This window comes from Streptomyces sp. CB02056, assembly GCF_001905545.1.
Classification (GTDB): Bacteria; Actinomycetota; Actinomycetes; order Streptomycetales; family Streptomycetaceae; genus Kitasatospora.
On sequence record NZ_LIPD01000014.1, the window covers coordinates 164,274 to 181,938 of the forward strand.

Sequence of the window (17,665 nt, forward strand, 5' to 3'; positions counted from 1 at the left end):
CGGGCGGCTCCGGGGAGGCTCAGCGGCAGAGCGCGGCCGCGCCGATCAGCCCGGCGTCGGTGCCGAGCTCGGCGCGGCGCACGTCCAGGCCGCGGATGTACGAGAGGGCGGCGTAGCGGTCCAGGTGGCGGGCGAGCGGGGCGAACAGCACGTCCCCGGACTCGGCCACGCCGCCGCCGACGACGACCCGGGAGAGGTCCACCAGGGCGGCCGTGGCGGCGATCCCGGCGGCCAGCGCCCGGGCGGCGCGGTCGAAGGAGGCGAGCGCGACCGGGTCGCCCGCGGCGGCGGAGGCGGCGACGGCGCGGGCCGTCCGGTCGCCGTCCACGGGCCGCCAGCCCTCGGCGAGCGCCCGGCGGGCGATCGCGGTGCCGCTGGCGAGGCCCTCCAGGCAGCCGCGGGAGCCGCACGGGCAGGGCTCGCCGTCCAGGTCGACGGTGATGTGGCCGAGGTGGCCGGCGTTGCCGCTGGGGCCGGGGCGCACCGCGCCGTCGAGCACCAGTCCGGCGCCGACGCCGGTCGACACCACCAGGCAGAGCGCGTTGTCGGCGCCCCGGGCCGCGCCCTGCCAGTGCTCGGCGGCGGCCATCGCGACGCCGTCCCCGGCGAGGTGGACGGGCAGCGTGCGCTCTGCCACCGCCGGGTGCGCGGCGACCGCGGCGACCAGCGGGAAGCCGCGCCAGCCGGGGATGTTGACCGGGCTGACGGTGCCGTTCGCGAGGTCGACGGGGCCGGCGCTGCCGATCCCGACGGCCGTCACGGCGGCCCAGTCGGCCGTCCCGGCGAGCCGCTCCAGCACCTGGTGCACCACGGCGAGCACGGCCGCGCCGGGCTCGGTGGCCGGGGTGGGCAGCTGGAGCCGGTGCCGCAGCCGTCCGTCGGCGTCGACCAGCGCCCCGGCGATCTTGGTGCCGCCGATGTCGAGGGCGGCGAACAGCGGGGTGAACGGCACGGTGGGCTCCAGGAAGTAGGGGGCGGCGCCCCGGCCGCGGGGGCCGGGGCGCCGAACAGCGTAGATCAGCCCCGGCGGGCCGCGCTGAGCCGCAGGGTGACCAGCTCGAACGGGCGCAGCGCGAGGCGCACCGCGCCGTCCTCGACCGCCACCTCGCCGCGGGTGCCGTCCCAGGGCCGCTCCAGCAGGTCGCAGGGGACGGCGCCGGCCAGCGGGTAGGAGGTGGTCAGCCGGCCCCGGGCGCGGCCGCCGCCGGCCTCGTAGACCCGGACGATCAGGTCCCCGCTGCGGTCGTCGGCGAGCTTGACGGCGCTCACCACCAGGGCGTCGTTGTCCAGCTCCACCAGCGGGGCGACCCGCTCGGCGCTGCCGGTGACCGTCCGCTCGGGCAGGCCGATCCGGTAGCCCTCGCGGACCGCGTCGCCGATCGCCGCGCCCGGCACCAGGGCGTGCCGGAAGCGGTGCAGGCCCTGGTCGGTCTTCGGGTCGGGGAAGCGCGGGGCGCGCAGCAGCGAGAAGCGGACCGTGGTGGTCGTCCCGCCGTCGTCGGGGCGCACGGTGCGGGTGACGTCGTGGCCGTAGGTGGAGGCGGTGACCAGGGCGACGCCCCAGCCGGGCTCGTCGAGGTGGACGAAGCGGTGGTTGCAGGCCTCGAACTTGGCCGCGTCCCAGCTGGTGTTGGTGTGGGTGGGCCGGTAGAGGTGGCCGAACTGGGTCTCGGCGGCGTAGCGCTCGGTGTGGACGTCCAGCGGGAACGCGGCCTTGAGGAACTTCTCGGTCTCGTGCCAGTCGACCTCGGTGTCGATGTCCACCCGCTGCTCGCCGGCCGGCAGGGTGAGGGTCTGGACGACGGTGGAGGAGCCGAAGGAGCGGGCGATCCGCACCGAGGCCCCGGCGGGGGACGACGCGGCGGTGAGCGAGTCCACGCCGGTCAGGTCGGTGACGGTGTTGCGGTAGAACTGGTCGACGTCCCAGGCGTCCCACATGTTGGGGAAGTCGGGGTGCAGTTGGAGCAGGTTGGCCCGGCTGCCGGGGGCGACGGTCTCCCGGCCGGTCGCGGTCTCGACCACCGAGGCGATCAGGCCGTCCGCGTCCACGACGACCTCCAGCAGGCCGTTGCGCAGCGTGAGGCCGCCCCCGGGGCGCTCGACCGCCTCGCAGGTGCCGTCCGGCAGGCCGACCGCGGCGGCCCCGCCGGCCGGCACCGTCGAGCGGCCGTGCGGCGCCGAGTTGAACACCAGCTCCCGCCCGCCGGCGGCCGCCCCGGCCAGCGCCTGCTGGGCCGCGCCGATCAGCGCCTCCAGCTCCCCGGCCAGCGCCGCGTACGTCGCCTCGGCCTCGCGGTGCACCCAGGCGATGGACGAGCCGGGCAGGATGTCGTGGAACTGGTGCAGCAGCACCGTCTTCCAGATCCGGTCCAGCTGCTCGTACGGGTACTCCGCGCCGGTGCGCAACGCGGCGGTGGCGGACCAGAGTTCGGCCTCGCGCAGCAGGTTCTCGCTGCGCCGGTTGCCCTGCTTGGTCTTCGCCTGGCTGGTCAGGGTGGCGCGGTGCAGCTCCAGGTAGAGCTCGCCGACCCAGACCGGCGGGTTCGGGTACTCGGCCTCGGCCTTGGCGAAGAACTCGGCGGGCTTCTCCCAGCGGACGGTGGCCGAGCCCTCCAGGTCCTTCATCCGGGCCGCCTTGGCGACCATCTCGCGGGTGGTACCGCCGCCGCCGTCGCCCCAGCCGGTCGGGGCGAGCGAGTGCCGGGCGACGCCCTTGTCCTTGAAGTTCTTCGCCGCGTGGGCGATCTCGCTGCCCTTCATCGAGCAGTTGTAGGTGTCCACGGGCGGGAAGTGGGTGAAGATCCTGGTCCCGTCGATGCCCTCCCAGAGGAAGGTGTGGTGCGGGAACTTGTTGATCTGGCTCCACGAGATCTTCTGCGTCAGCAGCCACTTGGAGCCGGCGTTGCGGATGATCTGGGGCAGGCCGCCGGTGAAGCCGAAGGTGTCCGGCAGCCAGGCCTCGTGGTTCTCCACCCCGAACTCGTCCAGGAAGAACCGCTTGCCGTGCACGAACTGCCGGGCCATCGCCTCCGAGCTCGGCATGTTGGTGTCGGACTCCACCCACATGCCGCCGGCCGGGACGAAGCGGCCCTCGGCGACGGCCTTGCGGACCCTGGCGTACACCTCGGGGCGGTGCTCCTTGATCCAGGCGAACTGCTGGGCCTGGGACATGGTGTAGAGGAAGTCCGGCTCGTCCTCCAGCAGCGCCGTCATGTTGGCGGTGGTGCGGGCCACCTTGCGGACGGTCTCGCGCAGCGGCCACAGCCAGGCCGAGTCGATGTGCGCGTGGCCGATCGCGCTGATCCGGTGCGCGGACGGCACGGCGGGCGCGGCCAGCACACCGGCCAGCTCCGAACGGGCCGCCGCCGCCGTGCCGTTGACGTCCTGGAGGTCGACGGCGTCGAGCGCCCGCTCGACCGCGCGCAGGATGTCCCAGCGGCGGGCGCCCTCCACCGGCAGCTCGGCCATCAGCTCGCCGAGCACCTCCAGGTCCAGCACCAGCTGCCAGACCGTCTCGTCGAAGACCGCCAGGTCCATCCGGGTCAGCTTGTACTGCGGCTGGTCGCCGGCCGTCTCCTTGTCGCCCAACTCGGTGGGCAGGAAGGGGTGGTAGTCCAGGATGACCGGGTTGGAGGCGGCCTCGACGTGCAGCAGCACCTGCTCGCCGCCGGCCGCCGGGGCGGCGATCCGCACCCACTGGTTCTGCGGGTTGAGGCCCTTCACCGGGGAGCCGTCCGGGCGGTAGACCAGGCCCTCGCACTGGAAGCCGGGCATGTTGGCGTCGAAGCCGAGGTCGATCAGCGCCTCGACGGTGCGCCCGGCCCACTCCCGCGGCACGGTGCCGGTCACGGTGATCCAGCTGGTGCCCCAGGGCGCTCCCCAGGCGTCGCCGACCGCGATCGGGGTGCGCGGGGCGGCCAGGCCCTCGGCGACCGGGACGGGCTCGCCGGGAGCCGTCCAGATGCCGACCTCCAGCGGGACGGACTCGGGGTAGACGGCCGGGCGGATGCGCTCGTCCAGGACGCGCTTGAGGCGGGACTCGACCAGAGTGCGGTCATCGTGCATGTCAGCGGGCTCCGTTGCGTGGCTGAGGGGAAACGGACTGGCTAGAGGGACGGTACGTCGGAGGGGTGGACCACCTCGGTGATGCCGCGCGCGGCGAGGTGCTCGCGGTCCTCGGCGCGCTCGGCGAGCACCGTGGTCGGGCGGGCGCCCTCCTCGGCGAGGCGCATGAACGCCTCGTACACCGGGCCGCCGGGGCCGCAGACCGAGCGCCGCGGCGAGAGGGCCTCGTCGCCGGTGGCGACCACCACGGCGGTGCTGCGCGGCTTCGGCGGCTGCCAGGAGCGGCGGGCCTCGGCGGCGGCCTCGGCGAGCCGGGCGCCGGCCGGCTTGACCGTCCGGTCGGTGGCCAACAGGCCGAGGCTGTACTCCAGTTCGGGGAAGTCGGCGAGCGAGCGGTCCACGTCGTGCGAGCACCACCAGGTCACGCCCCACAGGTCCGGGCAGTCCAGCACGGCCTCCACGGTGGCGCCGGTGAAGCGCGCCGCGTCCTGCGGGGTGATGTGCGGGGCGGGCGCGCCGACCTCCTGCAGCCAGACCGGGCGGGCCGGGTCGTCCGCCCAGGCCTTGGACAGCTCGACCAGGTAGGCGGCGTGCTGCGCGGTGGCGGTGGAGTGGGCGCCGTAGCGCTGGGCGGTGCCGTTGAACACCCAGGAGTGCACGGCGGTCGCGGCGCCGATCCGGGCCGAGTGCCAGGGGGTGAACGGGTGCTCGTCCAGGTACCAGGCCGCGTCGTACGAGGCGTGCAGGTGCAGCCGGCCGGGGGCGCCCTGCTCGCAGGCGTCGAGCATCCGGCGCAGCCAGGCCTCCGCCTCGGCGGGGGTGGCCCGGTCCGGGTCGGGGTGCGGGGCGCCGGAGAACTGGTTGATCTCGTTGCCGAGCGTCATCCCGAGGAAGTTGGGCCGCTCGCTCAGCGCGCCGGCGAGCGTGCGCAGGTAGGCGGCCTGGCCGTCGAGCACCTCGGGGTCGGTGAAGATGTTGCGGCGGTGCCAGGTCTGCGTCCAGGACGGGAGGAAGTCGAAGCTGGACAGGTGGCCCTGCAGGCCGTCCACCGCGACGTCGAGACCGCGCTCGCCGGCCGCGTCCACCAGGGCCGTCAGCTGCTCGACGGCGCGCGGGCGGATCAGGGTGCGGTTGGGCTGGAAGACCGGCCAGAGCGGGAAGACCCGCACGTGGTCCAGGCCGAGGGCGGCGATGGAGTCGAAGTCGGCGCGCACGGCGTCGAGGTCGAAGTCGAGCCAGTGGTGGAACCAGCCGGCGCTGGGCGTGTAGTTGACGCCGAAGCGGGGAGCGGTGGTCATCGGGGTCATCGGAGGGCTTCCTCAACGGGTGTGGGGCGTACGGACGGTGGGTCGTCACCGGCGGGGGCGGTCCCCGGTCGGGCTATCCCTTGACGGCTCCTTCCTCGACGCCCTTGAAGAAGAAGCGCTGGCAGACGCCGAACACCACGACGATCGGCAGGAAGGCGATCATGGTGCCGGCCGCGATCAGCCGGGGGTTGGCGGCGAAGGTGCCGTTGAGGTACTGGAGCCCGACGGTGAGGGTGTACTTCTGCGGGTCGTTGAGCACGATCAGCGGCCACAGGAAGTCGTCCCAGGCGCCGATGAAGGTGAAGATCACGATCACGCTGAGCATGCCGCGCACGTTCGGCAGGCCGATGTGCCACAGCCGCTGCCAGACGTTGGCGCCGTCCACCAGCGCGGCCTGGTCCAACTCGGCCGGGACGGCGGCGAAGGCGGTGCGCATCAGCAGCACGTTGAGCATCGCGATCGAGCCGGGCAGCGCGACGCCGGCCAGGGTGTCGGCCAGGCCGAGTCCGCGCACCAGCACGTACTGGGAGACGATGGTGACCTCGCCGGGCAGGATCAGGGTGGCGAGGAAGAGGCCGAGGACGAGCTTGGCGCCGCGGAAGCGCAGCCGGGCGAGCGCGTAGCCGGCCAGCGTGCAGCCGACCACGTTGCCGGTGATGCAGACCACGGCGACGATCACCGAGTTGAGCGCGTAGGTCCACACCGGGATGACCTCGGCGACCTTGCCGTAGTTGCCCAGGGTGGGCTGGTCGGGCAGGAAGCTCGGGGTGCGGGTGTAGACGTCCTCGGCGGGGCCCTTGAGGGAGGTCGACAGCTGCCACAGGAAGGGGCCGATGACCAGCAGCAGGACCAGCACCAGGAGCAGGTAGCGGGCGGCGGTCTGCGCGGTGGAGGGGGTGTTGAAGCTCCGGGAGCGCCCGGCGGGGCCGGTGGGCCTGGTGGCCTCGGCGGCCTTGGTGGGCTCGGCGGGGGTGTCGGGGGACTGGGGCGTGCGGACGGTGGTCATGGGGGGTCAGGCCGCCTTCCGGTTCAGCCGCATCAGGAACAGCATCGGGCCGAGGGTGACGACGAACAGCAGCAGGCTGAGCGCCGAGGCGTAGCCCAGGTGCCCGTTGAAGCCGCGGCTGTACATCTGGATCAGCATCACCACCGACATGTCCCGGCCGCCGGGGCCGCCGAGGCCGTTGGAGAGCACGTACAGCTCGGAGAAGACGCGCAGCGAGCTCACCGAGATCAGCGCCGAGATCAGGATCATGGTCGGGCGCACCCCGGGCAGGGTGACGTGCCAGAACCGGTGCAGCGGTCCGGCGCCGTCCACAGCCGCCGCCTCGTGCAGCTCGCGCGGGACGTTGGCGAGCGCGGACAGGTAGATGACCATGTAGTAGCCGAGGCCCTTCCAGACGGTCAGGGCGATCGCGCTGAACAGCAGCAGCCAGCGGTCGGTCAGGAAGGCGACCGGGGAGTCGGCCAACCCGGTCTGCTGCAGCAGGCCGTTGGCCAGGCCCCGCTCGTCCAGCACCCAGCCCCAGATCAGCGCCACCACGACGGCGGAGGCGATCACCGGGGTGTAGAAGGCGGTGCGGAAGAAGGTGATGCCGGGGATCTTGCGCTGCACCAGCAGGGCGAGCAGCAGCGGCAGGACGGTCAGCAGCGGCAGGCAGACCAGCATGAACACGATGCTGTTGACCAGGGCGTCGGCGAGCTGGTCGTCGTCCAGCAGCCGGCCGTAGTTCTCCAGGCCGGTGAACTGCCCGCCGCCCAGGGGCTTGGCGTTGGTGAAGGAGAGGATCACCGTGTTGACGGCCGGCCAGAGGTTGAAGACGGCCAGCCAGACTATCGCGGGCCCGGCGAGCAGCCAGGGGGTGAACCAACGCCGGTGGGTCATGCCGTTGCCTTCCTGGGGCCTGGGGGTGGTGCGGGTGATTCCCGGGGAGCGGCGGGCGCGGGGGAGGCCCGCCGCTTCACCGGTACTTCGCCGGTACGTCTCCGGTGCCGCGCCGGAACGTCTCCGGTGCTTCGCCGGTGCTTCGCCGGTGCGGGGTGGGGCACCGCGGGGTTGGTGCCGGGGCGGCGTCGGATCAGCCCTTGAGCAGCTTGTTGCACTGCTCGACGGCGGTGTCCAGCGCCTGCTTGGAGCTGGTGTCGCCGCTGATGGCCAGCGCGAACTGCTGCTTGATGATGGTGCCCATCGCGTCGTCGACCTCGACCGGCTGGATCAGCTTGGCCTTGGCGAGCGAGGCGAAGGCCGTCACCTTGGCGTCGCCCGCGTTGGTGCCGTCGCTCTTGCTGAAGAACGGGTCGTTCGCGGAGGCCTTGGTGGACGGGAACACGCTGGTCAGGTGGGCGAAGGCGGCCTGGTTCTCGGGGCTGGTCACCCAGCGGGCGAGGGCCACCGCGGCGGCCGGGTTCCTGGTGTTCTTCGGGATGGACAGGCCCTGGACGTACAGCGGCGGGGTGGCCATCGCGGGGGAGGAGACGACCTTCGGGGCGAGGGTCGGGTTGTCGGTGGCGAGGCTGGTGATGTAGTTGCCGCCGCCGGTGGTCCAGGCCACCGTGCCGGAGCTGAAGAGCTTGGAGTTGCCGGCGTAGGTGTCGGTGAGCACCCCGTTCGGCATCAGGCCCTCCTTGAAGGCGTCGCGGTACTTGTCGAGCAGCGCGGCGGCCTCGGGGGTGTTGAAGGTGAAGGACTTGCCGTCGTCGGACATGATCTTCACGCCGATGTTGTACAGGTCCCCGATGCCCGGCTTGCGGCTCATCAGGTAGGTCTGGCCGCCGGACTTCTCCTTCATCGTCCGGGCCTGGGCGATCAGCTCGTCCAGACTGGCCGGGGGCTTCTGCGGGTCCAGGCCGTTCTTCGTCAGGAGCTCGGAACTCCAGTAGTTCACATCGGTGTTGAGGTACCAGGGGTAGCCGAAGGTGCCCTGGTAGCCGTTGAACCGGTAGGCGGACACGCCGCCGGGGACGTACTCCTCGGCGAGCTTGGGGTCGGCCTTGGCGATGTCCAGCAGGACGTCCTTCTTCGCCAGCGGGAAGGCGAAGTCCGGCGGGAGGTTGACCACGTCGGGCAGGCTGCCGGCGGCGGCCTGGCTGAGCACCTTGTCGGAGTAGCCCTCACCGGGCTGGTCGAGCCACTCGACGTCGACGCCGGGGTACTTCTTCTTGAAGCCGTCCAGCACGCCCTGCATGTAGTCGGTGAACTTCGGCTTGAGCGACCAGGTCTGGATCGAGACCTTGCCCTTGACCTCGCCGGTGGCGGCCGCACTCGCCACCGCGTCGCTGTCCTTGGTGTCGCCGGAGCCGAGTCCGCAGCCGGTGAGCGCGGCGGTGGCGAGCGCGGTCGTGGTCAGTGCCGCCCAGATTCTTCGCATGAGGGTCTCCCGGTCCTGGGGGTGGGTGGGGGATCGTGCCGAGCTCGGGGGTTGTGTCGGATTCCGCAACCTGACTAACTAAACCGGTCTAGCTATGCCAGGGACTATGCTCCCGCCTAAACTTGGATGTCAAGAGAGGAGTCGGGTTCTGTGGGCAGACCGACGATCGCCGACATCGCCCGCCAGGCCGGTGTCTCCAAGGGCGCGGTGTCCTTCGCGCTCAACGGCCGGCCGGGCGTCAGCGAGGCGACCAGGGCCCGGATCCTGCGGGTCGCCGAGGAGATGAACTGGCGCCCGCACAGCGCCGCGCGGGCCCTCGGCGGAGCCAGGTCCGACGCCGTCGGCCTGGTGATCGCCCGGCCGGCCCGGACCATCGGCGTCGAGCCGTTCTTCAGCCAACTGCTGTCCGGGCTCCAGGCGGTGCTCTCGGCCAGCTCGATCGCGCTGCACCTGATGGTGGTCGAGGACACCGCCGCCGAGATCGAGGTCTACCGGGGCTGGGCCTCCGAGCACCGGGTCGACGGCTTCATCGTGGTCGACCTCCAGGTCAGGGACCCGAGGCTGCCGGTGCTGGACGAACTCGGGCTGCCCGCCGTGGTGCTGGGCGGGCCCGGCAAGGGCGGCAACCAGCTGCGGATCTGGGCCGACGACCGGGAGGCGATGCTCTCGATCGTCGACTACCTGGCCGCCATCGGCCACCGGCGGATCGCCCACCTCGCCGGGCTGCCGCACTTCCAGCACACCCAGCGGCGGATCCGCGCGCTGCGCGACGCCTCGCGCCGGCTCGGGCTGGAGGAGGCGGTGTCGGTGCCCACCGACTTCAGCGACGCCGAGGGCGCGGCCGCCACCCGGACGCTGCTGTCCCGGGCCGGGCGGCCCACCGCGATCGTCTACGACAGCGACGTGATGGCCGTCGCCGGGCTCGGCGTGGCCGGGGAGATGGGGGTCGCGGTGCCCGGCGAGCTGTCCATCGTCTCCTTCGACGACTCGGTGCTCGCCCGGATCGTGCACCCGCCGCTGACCGCGCTCAGCCGGGACACCTTCGCGCTCGGCGAGCAGGTCGCGCGCAGCCTGCTGGAGGCGCTGGAGGGGGCCGGTGCGGGGCGGGACCTCCAGATGCCCACGCCGCGGCTGACCGTACGGGAGTCCACCTCGCCGCCCGGCGCGCCCGGGACTTCCCCCTCCGGAGTGGTTGTCGCGCGCATCGTTGACAGCGGTTCTGAACCGGTTTAGCCTCGCAGCGCCGAGCGGCAGCCGCTCGGTCCGCTCCGCCGCACTCCGTCCGGCCCCCGCTGCCCGTCCCGCCGCCCGTCCCGCTCCCCGCGCCGCCGCTCCGGTGCGCCGGGGGCCCGGCGGCGGCGCGACCCCCACCCGATCCACCACCGGCACCACACGCTCCAGCACCGGCACGCCCGCATGCAGCCGGGCCCCCGTCCGCGACGGCGGGCCCGCCCCCACCCTCCTCCGCTCGATCGGAGCCACCGCATGTCACGACGCCTCCCCCTGCTGCTCAGCGCCGTCCTCGCGACGGCCGCCCTGACCGCCACCCCCGCCGCCTGGGCCGACCCGGCACCGGCCGCGCTGCCGGGCGCCGGGCCGGCCGCGGCACCCGCCGCCACCGCCGGCCAGGGCAGCCAGCCCTTCGCCTCGTACTGGTACCCCAACAGCATCCTGAACTGGGACCCGGCCACCGACCCGGACGCCCGCTTCAACCGCTCCCGCGTCCCGCTCCAGCCGCGCACCAGCGACCCGGCGCTGCGGGCCAACCCCAACGCCCGGACCGGCGAAGGGAAGATCGCTTCCCTGGTCTCCTTCGGCCCCACCTCCAACAACCCCTCGCAGGGCTCCGCCGACCCCAACTACTACGCCTTCGGCTACTGGCAGTACGTCGACAAGCTGGTGTTCTGGGGCGGCTCGGCCGGCGAGGGCCTGATCCTCGCCCCCAACCCGACCGTGATCGACGCCGCCCACCGCAACGGCGTCAAGGTCTACGGCACGGTCTTCTTCCCGCCCGGCGCGTACGGCGGACAGCTCCAGTGGGTGCGCGACTTCGTCCAGAAGTCCGGCAGCCGCTACCCCGTCGCCGACAAGCTCGTCCAGGCCGCGCAGTACTACGGCTTCGACGGCTGGTTCATCAACCAGGAGACCGGCGGCGGCGATTCGGCCCTGGCGGGCGAGCTGCGCAACCTGATGCAGTACACCAAGGCGCAGAGCGGCACCGAGTTCATGTGGTACGACGCGATGACCACCTCCGGCGGGGTGAACTGGCAGAACGCCCTCACCTCCGCCAACTCGCCCTTCCTGCAGGACGGTTCGAAGCGCACCTCGGACTCGATGTTCCTGAACTTCGACTGGTCGGCGAGCGGCCTCAACTCCTCCCGGGCGTTGGCCCGGCAGCTCGGCCGCAGCGAGTACGACCTCTACTCCGGTATCGACACCGAGGCCAACGGCTACAACACCGGCGTGAACTGGTCCGCCCTCTTCCCATCCGGGCAGCCGCACACCACCTCGCTCGGCCTCTACCGCCCCGAGTGGACCTGGAAGTCCGCCACCGACCGCGCCGACTTCTACGCCAAGGACGCCCGCTACTGGGTCGGCGCCAACAACGACCCGTCCCGGACCGACCTCTCGGCGAGCTGGCCCGGCCTGGCCGGCTACGTCGCCGAATCCTCGCCGATCACCGCCAAGCCGTTCGTCACCACCTTCGACACCGGGCAGGGCGACTTCTACAACGCGGCCGGCACCCGGGTCGCCACCGGCGGCTGGAACAACCTCTCGCTCCAGGACGTCCCGCCCACCTACCGCTGGATGGTCGACTCGACCGGCAGCAGGCTCACCCCGTCCGTCGACTTCGGCGACGCCTACCAGGGCGGTTCCTCCCTGCGGTTGAGCGGAAAGCTCGACGCCGCCAACACCGTACGGCTGTACCAGACCAAGCTGCCCGTCGCCGCGAACACCAGGCTGGACCTGGTGGTCAAGACCCCGGCCGCCGGGCCCACGAAGCTCAAGGCCGCGGTGTCGTTCACGGACTCCCCGAGCAGCTTCACCACGGTCGACGTCGGCGCCAACACCGGCACCGGCTGGGAGCGGCACACCCTCGACCTCTCCCCGTACGCGGGCCGCACCATCGCCCAGATCGCCCTGCGGGTCGAGGGGAGCGACCCCTCGTACGACCTCCGGGTCGGTCAACTCGCCGTCTACGACGGCTCGGTGGAGACCCCGGCGGCACCGGCCGGACTCACCGTGCTCGGCGCGAGCGACGTGACCGCCGGCTCCAGCCAGTCGCTGCGGCTGTCCTGGACGGCGGCGCCCGGCGGCAACGTGCACCACTACGAGGTGTACCGCCGCAACGCGGACGGCAGCCGCAGCTTCCTCGGCGCCACGCCCAACGACGCGTACTTCGTCGGGCGGCTCGACCGGGCGGGCGGCGAGAACACCACCACGCTGGACGTCGAGGCGGTGTCCACCACCTACGGGCGCTCCACCGCCGCGTCCACGACCGTCGGTTGGAACGGCACCCCGCCGACCTCCACCAACCTGGCGCTCAACCGCCCGGCCACCGCCTCCGGCCAGTGCAACGCCAACGAGGGCCCGGCCAAGGCCGTCAACGGCAGCGTCAGCGGCGGGACCGGGGACAAGTGGTGCGCGCTGACCTCCGCCAAGTGGCTGGAGGTGGACCTCGGTTCGGCGAAGCAGCTGTCGAAGTTCGTGGTCAAGCACGCGGCGGCGGGCGGCGAGAGCGCCTCGTTCAACACCCGCGACTTCGCCATCCAGGTCCGCTCGGGCACCAACGACCCCTGGACGACCGTCGCCGACGTCACCGGCAACACGGCCGGCACCACCACCCACCCGGTGGACACCGCCGCCCGCTACGTCCGGCTGGTGGTCAACACGCCGACCCAGAATGGTGATCCGGCCGCCCGCGTCTACGAGTTCGAGGCCTGGGGCGCGTAGCCCGCGCTGCCCTCCCGCTGTCCCGCGCTGTCCCGCGCCGCCCTGTTCGAGGAAAGGAAGCACCCCCGTGCCGGTCACCATCACCGCCGTCGAGAGCACCGATCTGTTCGTCGGCCCCGAGGACGCCCCGCGCCAAGTGCTGCGGGTCACGCTGGAGGGCCCGGCCGCCCGGATCACCGTCAGCGGCCCGGGCGTCCGCGGCGAGGCGACCGGCACGGGCCTGGTCGAGGTCCCGCTGGAGATCAGCGGGGCCTCGACCGGCGACCGACTCCCGGTCACCCTCCGGGCCTCGGACGCCACCGCCGAATCCGTGGTCGAGGTCGCCGAGCCCGGCTGGACCATGTTCCTGGTCTCGCACTTCCACTACGACCCGGTCTGGTGGAACACCCAGGCCGCCTACACCTCCCCGTGGGAACTGCTCTCCGCCGACGCCACCACCCGGCCGCTGTGGGAGCGCAACGGCTTCGCCCTCGTCGACGCGCACCTGGACCTCGCCCTGCGGGACCCGGTGTACAAGTTCGTGCTCGCCGAAGTCGACTACCTGAAGCCGTACTTCGACCAGCACCCGGAGCGCCGCGAGACCCTTCGGCAGCTGCTGGAACGCGGCCAGGTCGAACTCGTCGGCGGCACCTACAACGAGCCGAACACCAACCTCACCGGCGCCGAGACCACCATCCGCAACATCGTCTACGGCATCGGCTACCAGCGCGACATCCTCGGCGGCGACCCCCGGACCGCCTGGCAGCTCGACGTGTTCGGGCACGACCCGCAGTTCCCCGGCCACCTCGCCGCGGCCGGCCTCACCGGCAGCGCCTGGGCGCGCGGCCCCTTCCACCAGTGGGGCCCGATCCAGAAGAACTTCCGCGAGGCCAAGGACGACGCCCGGGTGATGCAGTTCCCGAGCGAGTTCGAGTGGATCGCCCCCGGCGGGGACGGCGTGCTCACCCACTACATGCCGCACCACTACTCGGCCGGCTGGTGGATGGACTCCTCCCCGGACCTCGCCACCGCCGAACAGGCCGTCTACGAGCTGTACCGCAAGCTCAAGCCCGTGGGCGCGACGAAGAACCTGCTGCTGCCGGTGGGCACGGACTACACCCCGCCGAACAAGTGGGTCACCGAGATCCACCGCTCCTGGGCCGCCAGGTACCTCTGGCCCCGGTTCGTCTGCGCCACCCCGCGCGATTTCCTCGACGCCGTCCGCGCCGAGCTGGCGGCCACCGGCCGGCGGCCCAGCCCGCAGACCCGCGACATGAACCCGGTGTACACCGGCAAGGACGTCTCGTACATCGACACCAAGCAGGCCCAACGGGCCGGCGAGGTCGCGGCCGTGGACGCCGAGAAGCTCGCCACGCTCGCCTCCGTGCACGGCCTCGGCCGCTACCCGGCCGCGGCGCTCGACAAGGTCTGGCGCCAACTCGCCTACGGCGCCCACCACGACGCGATCACCGGCTCCGAGTCCGACCAGGTGTACCTGGACCTGCTCGGCGGCTGGCGGGAGGCGTACGACCTGGCCTCCGGCGTCCGGGACGCGGCGCTGGACGCGCTGACCGCGCGGATCTCCACGGCGGGCGCGGGGCAGGCCGTCGTGGTCGCCAACACGCTCTCCTTCGACCGGACCGACCTCGTCACCGTCGAACTCCCCTCCGACGCAACTTCGGTGAGGGTGCTGGACGACGCCGGCTCGCCCGTTCCCAGCGCCGTCGACCGGGGCACCCTGCGCTTCCTCGCCGCCGACGTGCCCGCGCTCGGCTGGCGCACCTGGCGACTGGTGGAGGGGGAGGCGGAGCAGCCGTGGACGCCGGCCCCGGGCGTGACGATCGGCAACGGCCGGTACCGGGTGACCGCCGACCCGGCGCGCGGCGGCGGCCTCTGCTCGGTTCAGGACCTCCTGCACGACCGGGAGTTGATCCAGGAAGGCCGGATCGGCAACGAGCTGCGCGTGTACGAGGAGTACCCGCAGCACCCCGACTTCGGCGAGGGCCCCTGGCACCTGGTGCCCAGCGGACCGGTGACCGGCTCCGGGGGAGCCGACGCCGCCGTCCGCCGGGAGACCGGGCCGCTCGGCGAGCGCCTGCTGATCGACGGCGCCGTCGACGGCGTCCGGTACGAGCAGACCGTCACCCTCTGGCGCGGCCTCGACCGGGTGGACTGCCGCACCCGGGTGGTGGACTACTCCGGCGCCGACCGGCTGCTGCGGCTGCGCTTCCCGGTGGACGTCCCCGGCGGCCTGCCGGTCAGCGAGGTCGCGGGCGCGGTCGTCGGACGCGGCTTCGCGATGCCCGACGTGGACTCGGCGGAGGCGCCGTGGACCCTGGACAACCCGGCCAACACCTGGTTCGGCCTCGGCGCCACCGCGCGGGTCGAACTGACCGACAGCGCGGGGACGGTGACCGGTTCGCGCGCCCTCGGCGTGGCGGAGGTCGTCGTCCCCACCCTGGACGACGCCGCCGACGCCCGCCCCCTGGTGGTCGCGCTGGCGCGGGTCGGAGTCACCGCCACCACCTCGGGCGCCGACTGGGCGCGGTACGGCTGGCTGGACGTGGACTCCAACCTGCCGGACTTCCGCATCGTGGTCGGCTCGCCGGACCTCAACCCGGTGGCACGGGAGTTGATCGACCTGGCGGGCGAGGAGTACGCGGCCGCCCTGAAGACGCACGGCGCGGTCTGGGTACCGGCGGCGACCCCGCTCACCGAGGTCTGGCGCCCGGACGCCGACCTGCGCGACCTGCGCGCACTGCCGGCACTGATCGTCTCCGACCCCTCCGCCCTGGTCGACGACCTGGCCGACGCCCGGATCACCGCCGTCTGCCCGTCCGCCGTCCGGGACCAACTCGCCGACCACACCGTGGCCTTGCTGAGCTTCGGCCTGCCCGGCTTCGCCGTCGACACCACCGGCGCGCTGCACCTGTCGCTGATGCGCTCCTGCACCGGCTGGCCGTCCGGCGTCTGGATCGACCCGCCCCGGCGCACCCTGCCCGACGGCGCCTCCTTCCAACTCCAGCACTGGACACATGAGTTCAGCTACGCACTGGTCGGCGGCGACGGCGACTGGCGGGACCAGACACTGCCCGCCCAGGGCCAGGAGTTCAACCACCCGCTGTACGCCCGGATCGCCCCCGCCCAGGAGGGACCGCTGCCGGCCACCCTCTCCTGGCTGCGGGTCGAACCCCAGCGCGAGGTGCTGCTCGGCACCCTCAAGCCGAGCGGCAACCCGATCGCGCACGGCTCGGCCGCGCCGCTCGGCAGCGAACTCACCGTCCGGCTGGTCGAGTCGACCGGCCTCGGCCGGACCGCGAAGCTCAGCGGCGCACTCGGCCTGGACGAGGTGCGCGCCGCCGACCTGCTGGAACGCCCGCGCCCCGCCGGCGGCCCCGCCCTCGACCTCGCCGGCTCGCAGATCGCCACCCTGCTCGCCTCCCCGGCCGTCACAGCCCCGGAGGGTGAGACGGACCTCGGTCCGGTGGCGGAGACGGCCCAGCCCGTCCACGCCCGCTACTGGCTGCACAACCGGGGCCCGGCACCACTCGGTTACCTGCCGGTGTCCGTCGGCGCCTCGCCCGGACTGCTGCGGACGGCGGGGGAGCCGGTGACGCTCTCGGTCGCCCTCTCCTCCCAGCTGCGGGACGCGGCCGTCGAGGGCACAGCCGTCGTACTCCCGCCCGAGGGCTGGACCACGAGCCTCGGCAGCCGCCCGTACCGGCTCGCACCCGACGGCCACCTGCGCTTCCCGGTGACCCTCACCCCGCCAGCCGACGCCGAGCCCGGGCTGCACTTCGCCGCTGTCCGGATCGAGCACGACGGCCAGCAGATCGAGGACGTGGTGACCATCGCCGTCGGCGACCTGCCCGACCTGCTGCCCGTCCCCGGCGACACCCCCGAGGACTGGACGATCGCCCAGGGCACCAAGGCCACCAGCGGCCGCGACACCGGCCTGGACGTCGAGGTCTCCACCGAGACCCTGCACGTCGTCCCCGGCAGCCGTACCGCCCTCTCCCTCACCCTCACCAACCGCACCCGCGGCGAGATCCGGGGCGAGCTGCAACTCGTCTCTCCCTGGGGCACCTGGGACGTCATCGCCGACCCCGTCCGCGGCTTCACCGTCCCGGCCGGCAGCTCGTCGGTGGTCGAATTCGCCGTCTCCGTCGCCGAATCCACCGACCCGGGCTCGTACTGGGCCCTGGCGAAGGTCATGTGGTTCGGCCGCTGCCAGTACGCCCCGACCGTCGCCCTGGTGGTGGAAGCATGACCCTCGGCCTCCTCGACGGTCGCCCCCTCCCACGTGCGGCCCTCGACCACCGCCTCGCCGCCCTCCGGAACGGCCCGCGCGCCACCGCCCTGCCACAACCGGGCAGTTCGGAGGACCGCCAGCTGACCCGCTGGGTCGCGCAGGTCTTGTTGACCGAAGCCCTCTGCGAGGCAGTCGCCGCCGAACGCGACCTGCCCGTGGCTCCTGATGGCCCCGCCCACCTCGACCAACAGGCCGCCGTCGAACTCGGCTCCATCACGGCGGCCGCCTACGAGGGCAGCGCCGCCGTCCGCGCCGTCTACGACGCCGTGACGGCCGACATCGACCCCTCACCCGAGGACATCGCCCACTACCGCACCCTGACCGCCCGCCCGGCGACCGAGAGTTGGCACCTCGCTCTCCCCGACGGCGAGTTGGAAGCCGACCCCACCACCCTCCCCGTCGCCCTCGCCGAAGCCCTCCGCACAGCCCCACCCGGCGCATGGGTCACCGCCGGCCCCTGGACGGCAGCCCTCCTAGCCACCCACACCACCCAGGGGGGTATGGACCCCACCCCCACCCTCCGCGCCGCCGCCCGCCGAGCAGCATTCGTCCGCTGGCTCGACCACGAACGCGCCCAACGCCTCACCCTGGTCGAGGGATTGGAACACCCGGGCGACCCCGCCCAACCCGACAACCACCACCGCCACTGACGCCCCTGACCATGCCCGCCGCACTCGCCC

10 protein-coding genes are annotated in these 17,665 nt (G+C 73.0%); 4 read left to right on the forward strand and 6 right to left on the reverse strand.

Annotated elements, in window-relative coordinates:
• Positions 1–19: 19 nt before the first annotated feature.
• The 6 genes from AMK13_RS32570 to AMK13_RS32595 form a co-directional block, all read right to left on the reverse strand.
• Positions 20–952: an ROK family protein gene (locus AMK13_RS32570; protein WP_074005257.1), complete on the reverse strand. Its 933-nt coding sequence runs from the start codon at positions 950–952 to the stop codon at positions 20–22.
• A 65-nt stretch (positions 953–1,017) separates the two neighbouring features.
• Positions 1,018–4,065, reverse strand: a complete 3,048-nt coding sequence (locus AMK13_RS32575) for an alpha-mannosidase (RefSeq protein WP_074005258.1) — start codon at positions 4,063–4,065, stop codon at positions 1,018–1,020.
• Positions 4,066–4,106: 41 nt separating this feature from the next.
• Positions 4,107–5,363, reverse strand: coding sequence for a glycoside hydrolase 5 family protein (locus AMK13_RS32580; protein WP_074005286.1), 1,257 nt, complete (start codon positions 5,361–5,363; stop codon positions 4,107–4,109).
• A gap of 82 nt (positions 5,364–5,445) precedes the next feature.
• Positions 5,446–6,378, reverse strand: a complete 933-nt coding sequence (locus tag AMK13_RS32585; RefSeq protein ID WP_079272692.1) for a carbohydrate ABC transporter permease — start codon at positions 6,376–6,378, stop codon at positions 5,446–5,448.
• Positions 6,379–6,384: 6 nt separating this feature from the next.
• Positions 6,385–7,257, reverse strand: a complete 873-nt coding sequence (locus AMK13_RS32590; protein WP_074005259.1) for a carbohydrate ABC transporter permease — start codon at positions 7,255–7,257, stop codon at positions 6,385–6,387.
• A gap of 193 nt (positions 7,258–7,450) precedes the next feature.
• Positions 7,451–8,740 (reverse strand): ABC transporter substrate-binding protein, encoded by a 1,290-nt coding sequence (locus AMK13_RS32595; protein ID WP_074005260.1) that lies wholly within the window; start codon positions 8,738–8,740, stop codon positions 7,451–7,453.
• A gap of 150 nt (positions 8,741–8,890) precedes the next feature.
• Here AMK13_RS32595 and AMK13_RS32600 point away from each other — a divergent pair, with 150 nt between their 5' ends.
• The 4 genes from AMK13_RS32600 to AMK13_RS32615 all read left to right on the forward strand — a co-directional run bounded on the left by AMK13_RS32600 (position 8,891) and on the right by AMK13_RS32615 (position 17,635).
• The gene (locus AMK13_RS32600; protein ID WP_079272693.1) at positions 8,891–9,973 is read left to right on the forward strand and encodes a LacI family DNA-binding transcriptional regulator; all 1,083 of its coding nucleotides are present in this window, start codon (positions 8,891–8,893) and stop codon (positions 9,971–9,973) included.
• A gap of 252 nt (positions 9,974–10,225) precedes the next feature.
• Positions 10,226–12,694: an endo-beta-N-acetylglucosaminidase gene (locus AMK13_RS32605; protein ID WP_079272694.1), complete on the forward strand. Its 2,469-nt coding sequence runs from the start codon at positions 10,226–10,228 to the stop codon at positions 12,692–12,694.
• Positions 12,695–12,761: 67 nt separating this feature from the next.
• Positions 12,762–16,943, forward strand: a complete 4,182-nt coding sequence (locus tag AMK13_RS32610; protein ID WP_074005261.1) for an NEW3 domain-containing protein — start codon at positions 12,762–12,764, stop codon at positions 16,941–16,943.
• The gene (locus AMK13_RS32615) at positions 16,940–17,635 is read left to right on the forward strand and encodes a DUF7158 domain-containing protein (protein ID WP_074005262.1); all 696 of its coding nucleotides are present in this window, start codon (positions 16,940–16,942) and stop codon (positions 17,633–17,635) included. The genes AMK13_RS32610 and AMK13_RS32615 overlap by 4 nt, the downstream gene beginning before the upstream one ends.
• Positions 17,636–17,665 lie beyond the last annotated feature (30 nt).

Coding starts and splice junctions, on each gene's coding strand:
- AMK13_RS32575 (WP_074005258.1), bottom strand. CDS start 4,065: ATGCACGATGACCGCACTCTGGTCGAGTCCCGCCTCAAGCGCGTCCTG.
- AMK13_RS32580 (WP_074005286.1), bottom strand. CDS start 5,363: ATGACCACCGCTCCCCGCTTCGGCGTCAACTACACGCCCAGCGCCGGC.
- AMK13_RS32585 (WP_079272692.1), bottom strand. CDS start 6,378: ATGACCACCGTCCGCACGCCCCAGTCCCCCGACACCCCCGCCGAGCCC.
- AMK13_RS32590 (WP_074005259.1), bottom strand. CDS start 7,257: ATGACCCACCGGCGTTGGTTCACCCCCTGGCTGCTCGCCGGGCCCGCG.
- AMK13_RS32595 (WP_074005260.1), bottom strand. CDS start 8,740: ATGCGAAGAATCTGGGCGGCACTGACCACGACCGCGCTCGCCACCGCC.
- AMK13_RS32605 (WP_079272694.1), top strand. CDS start 10,226: ATGTCACGACGCCTCCCCCTGCTGCTCAGCGCCGTCCTCGCGACGGCC.
- AMK13_RS32615 (WP_074005262.1), top strand. CDS start 16,940: ATGACCCTCGGCCTCCTCGACGGTCGCCCCCTCCCACGTGCGGCCCTC.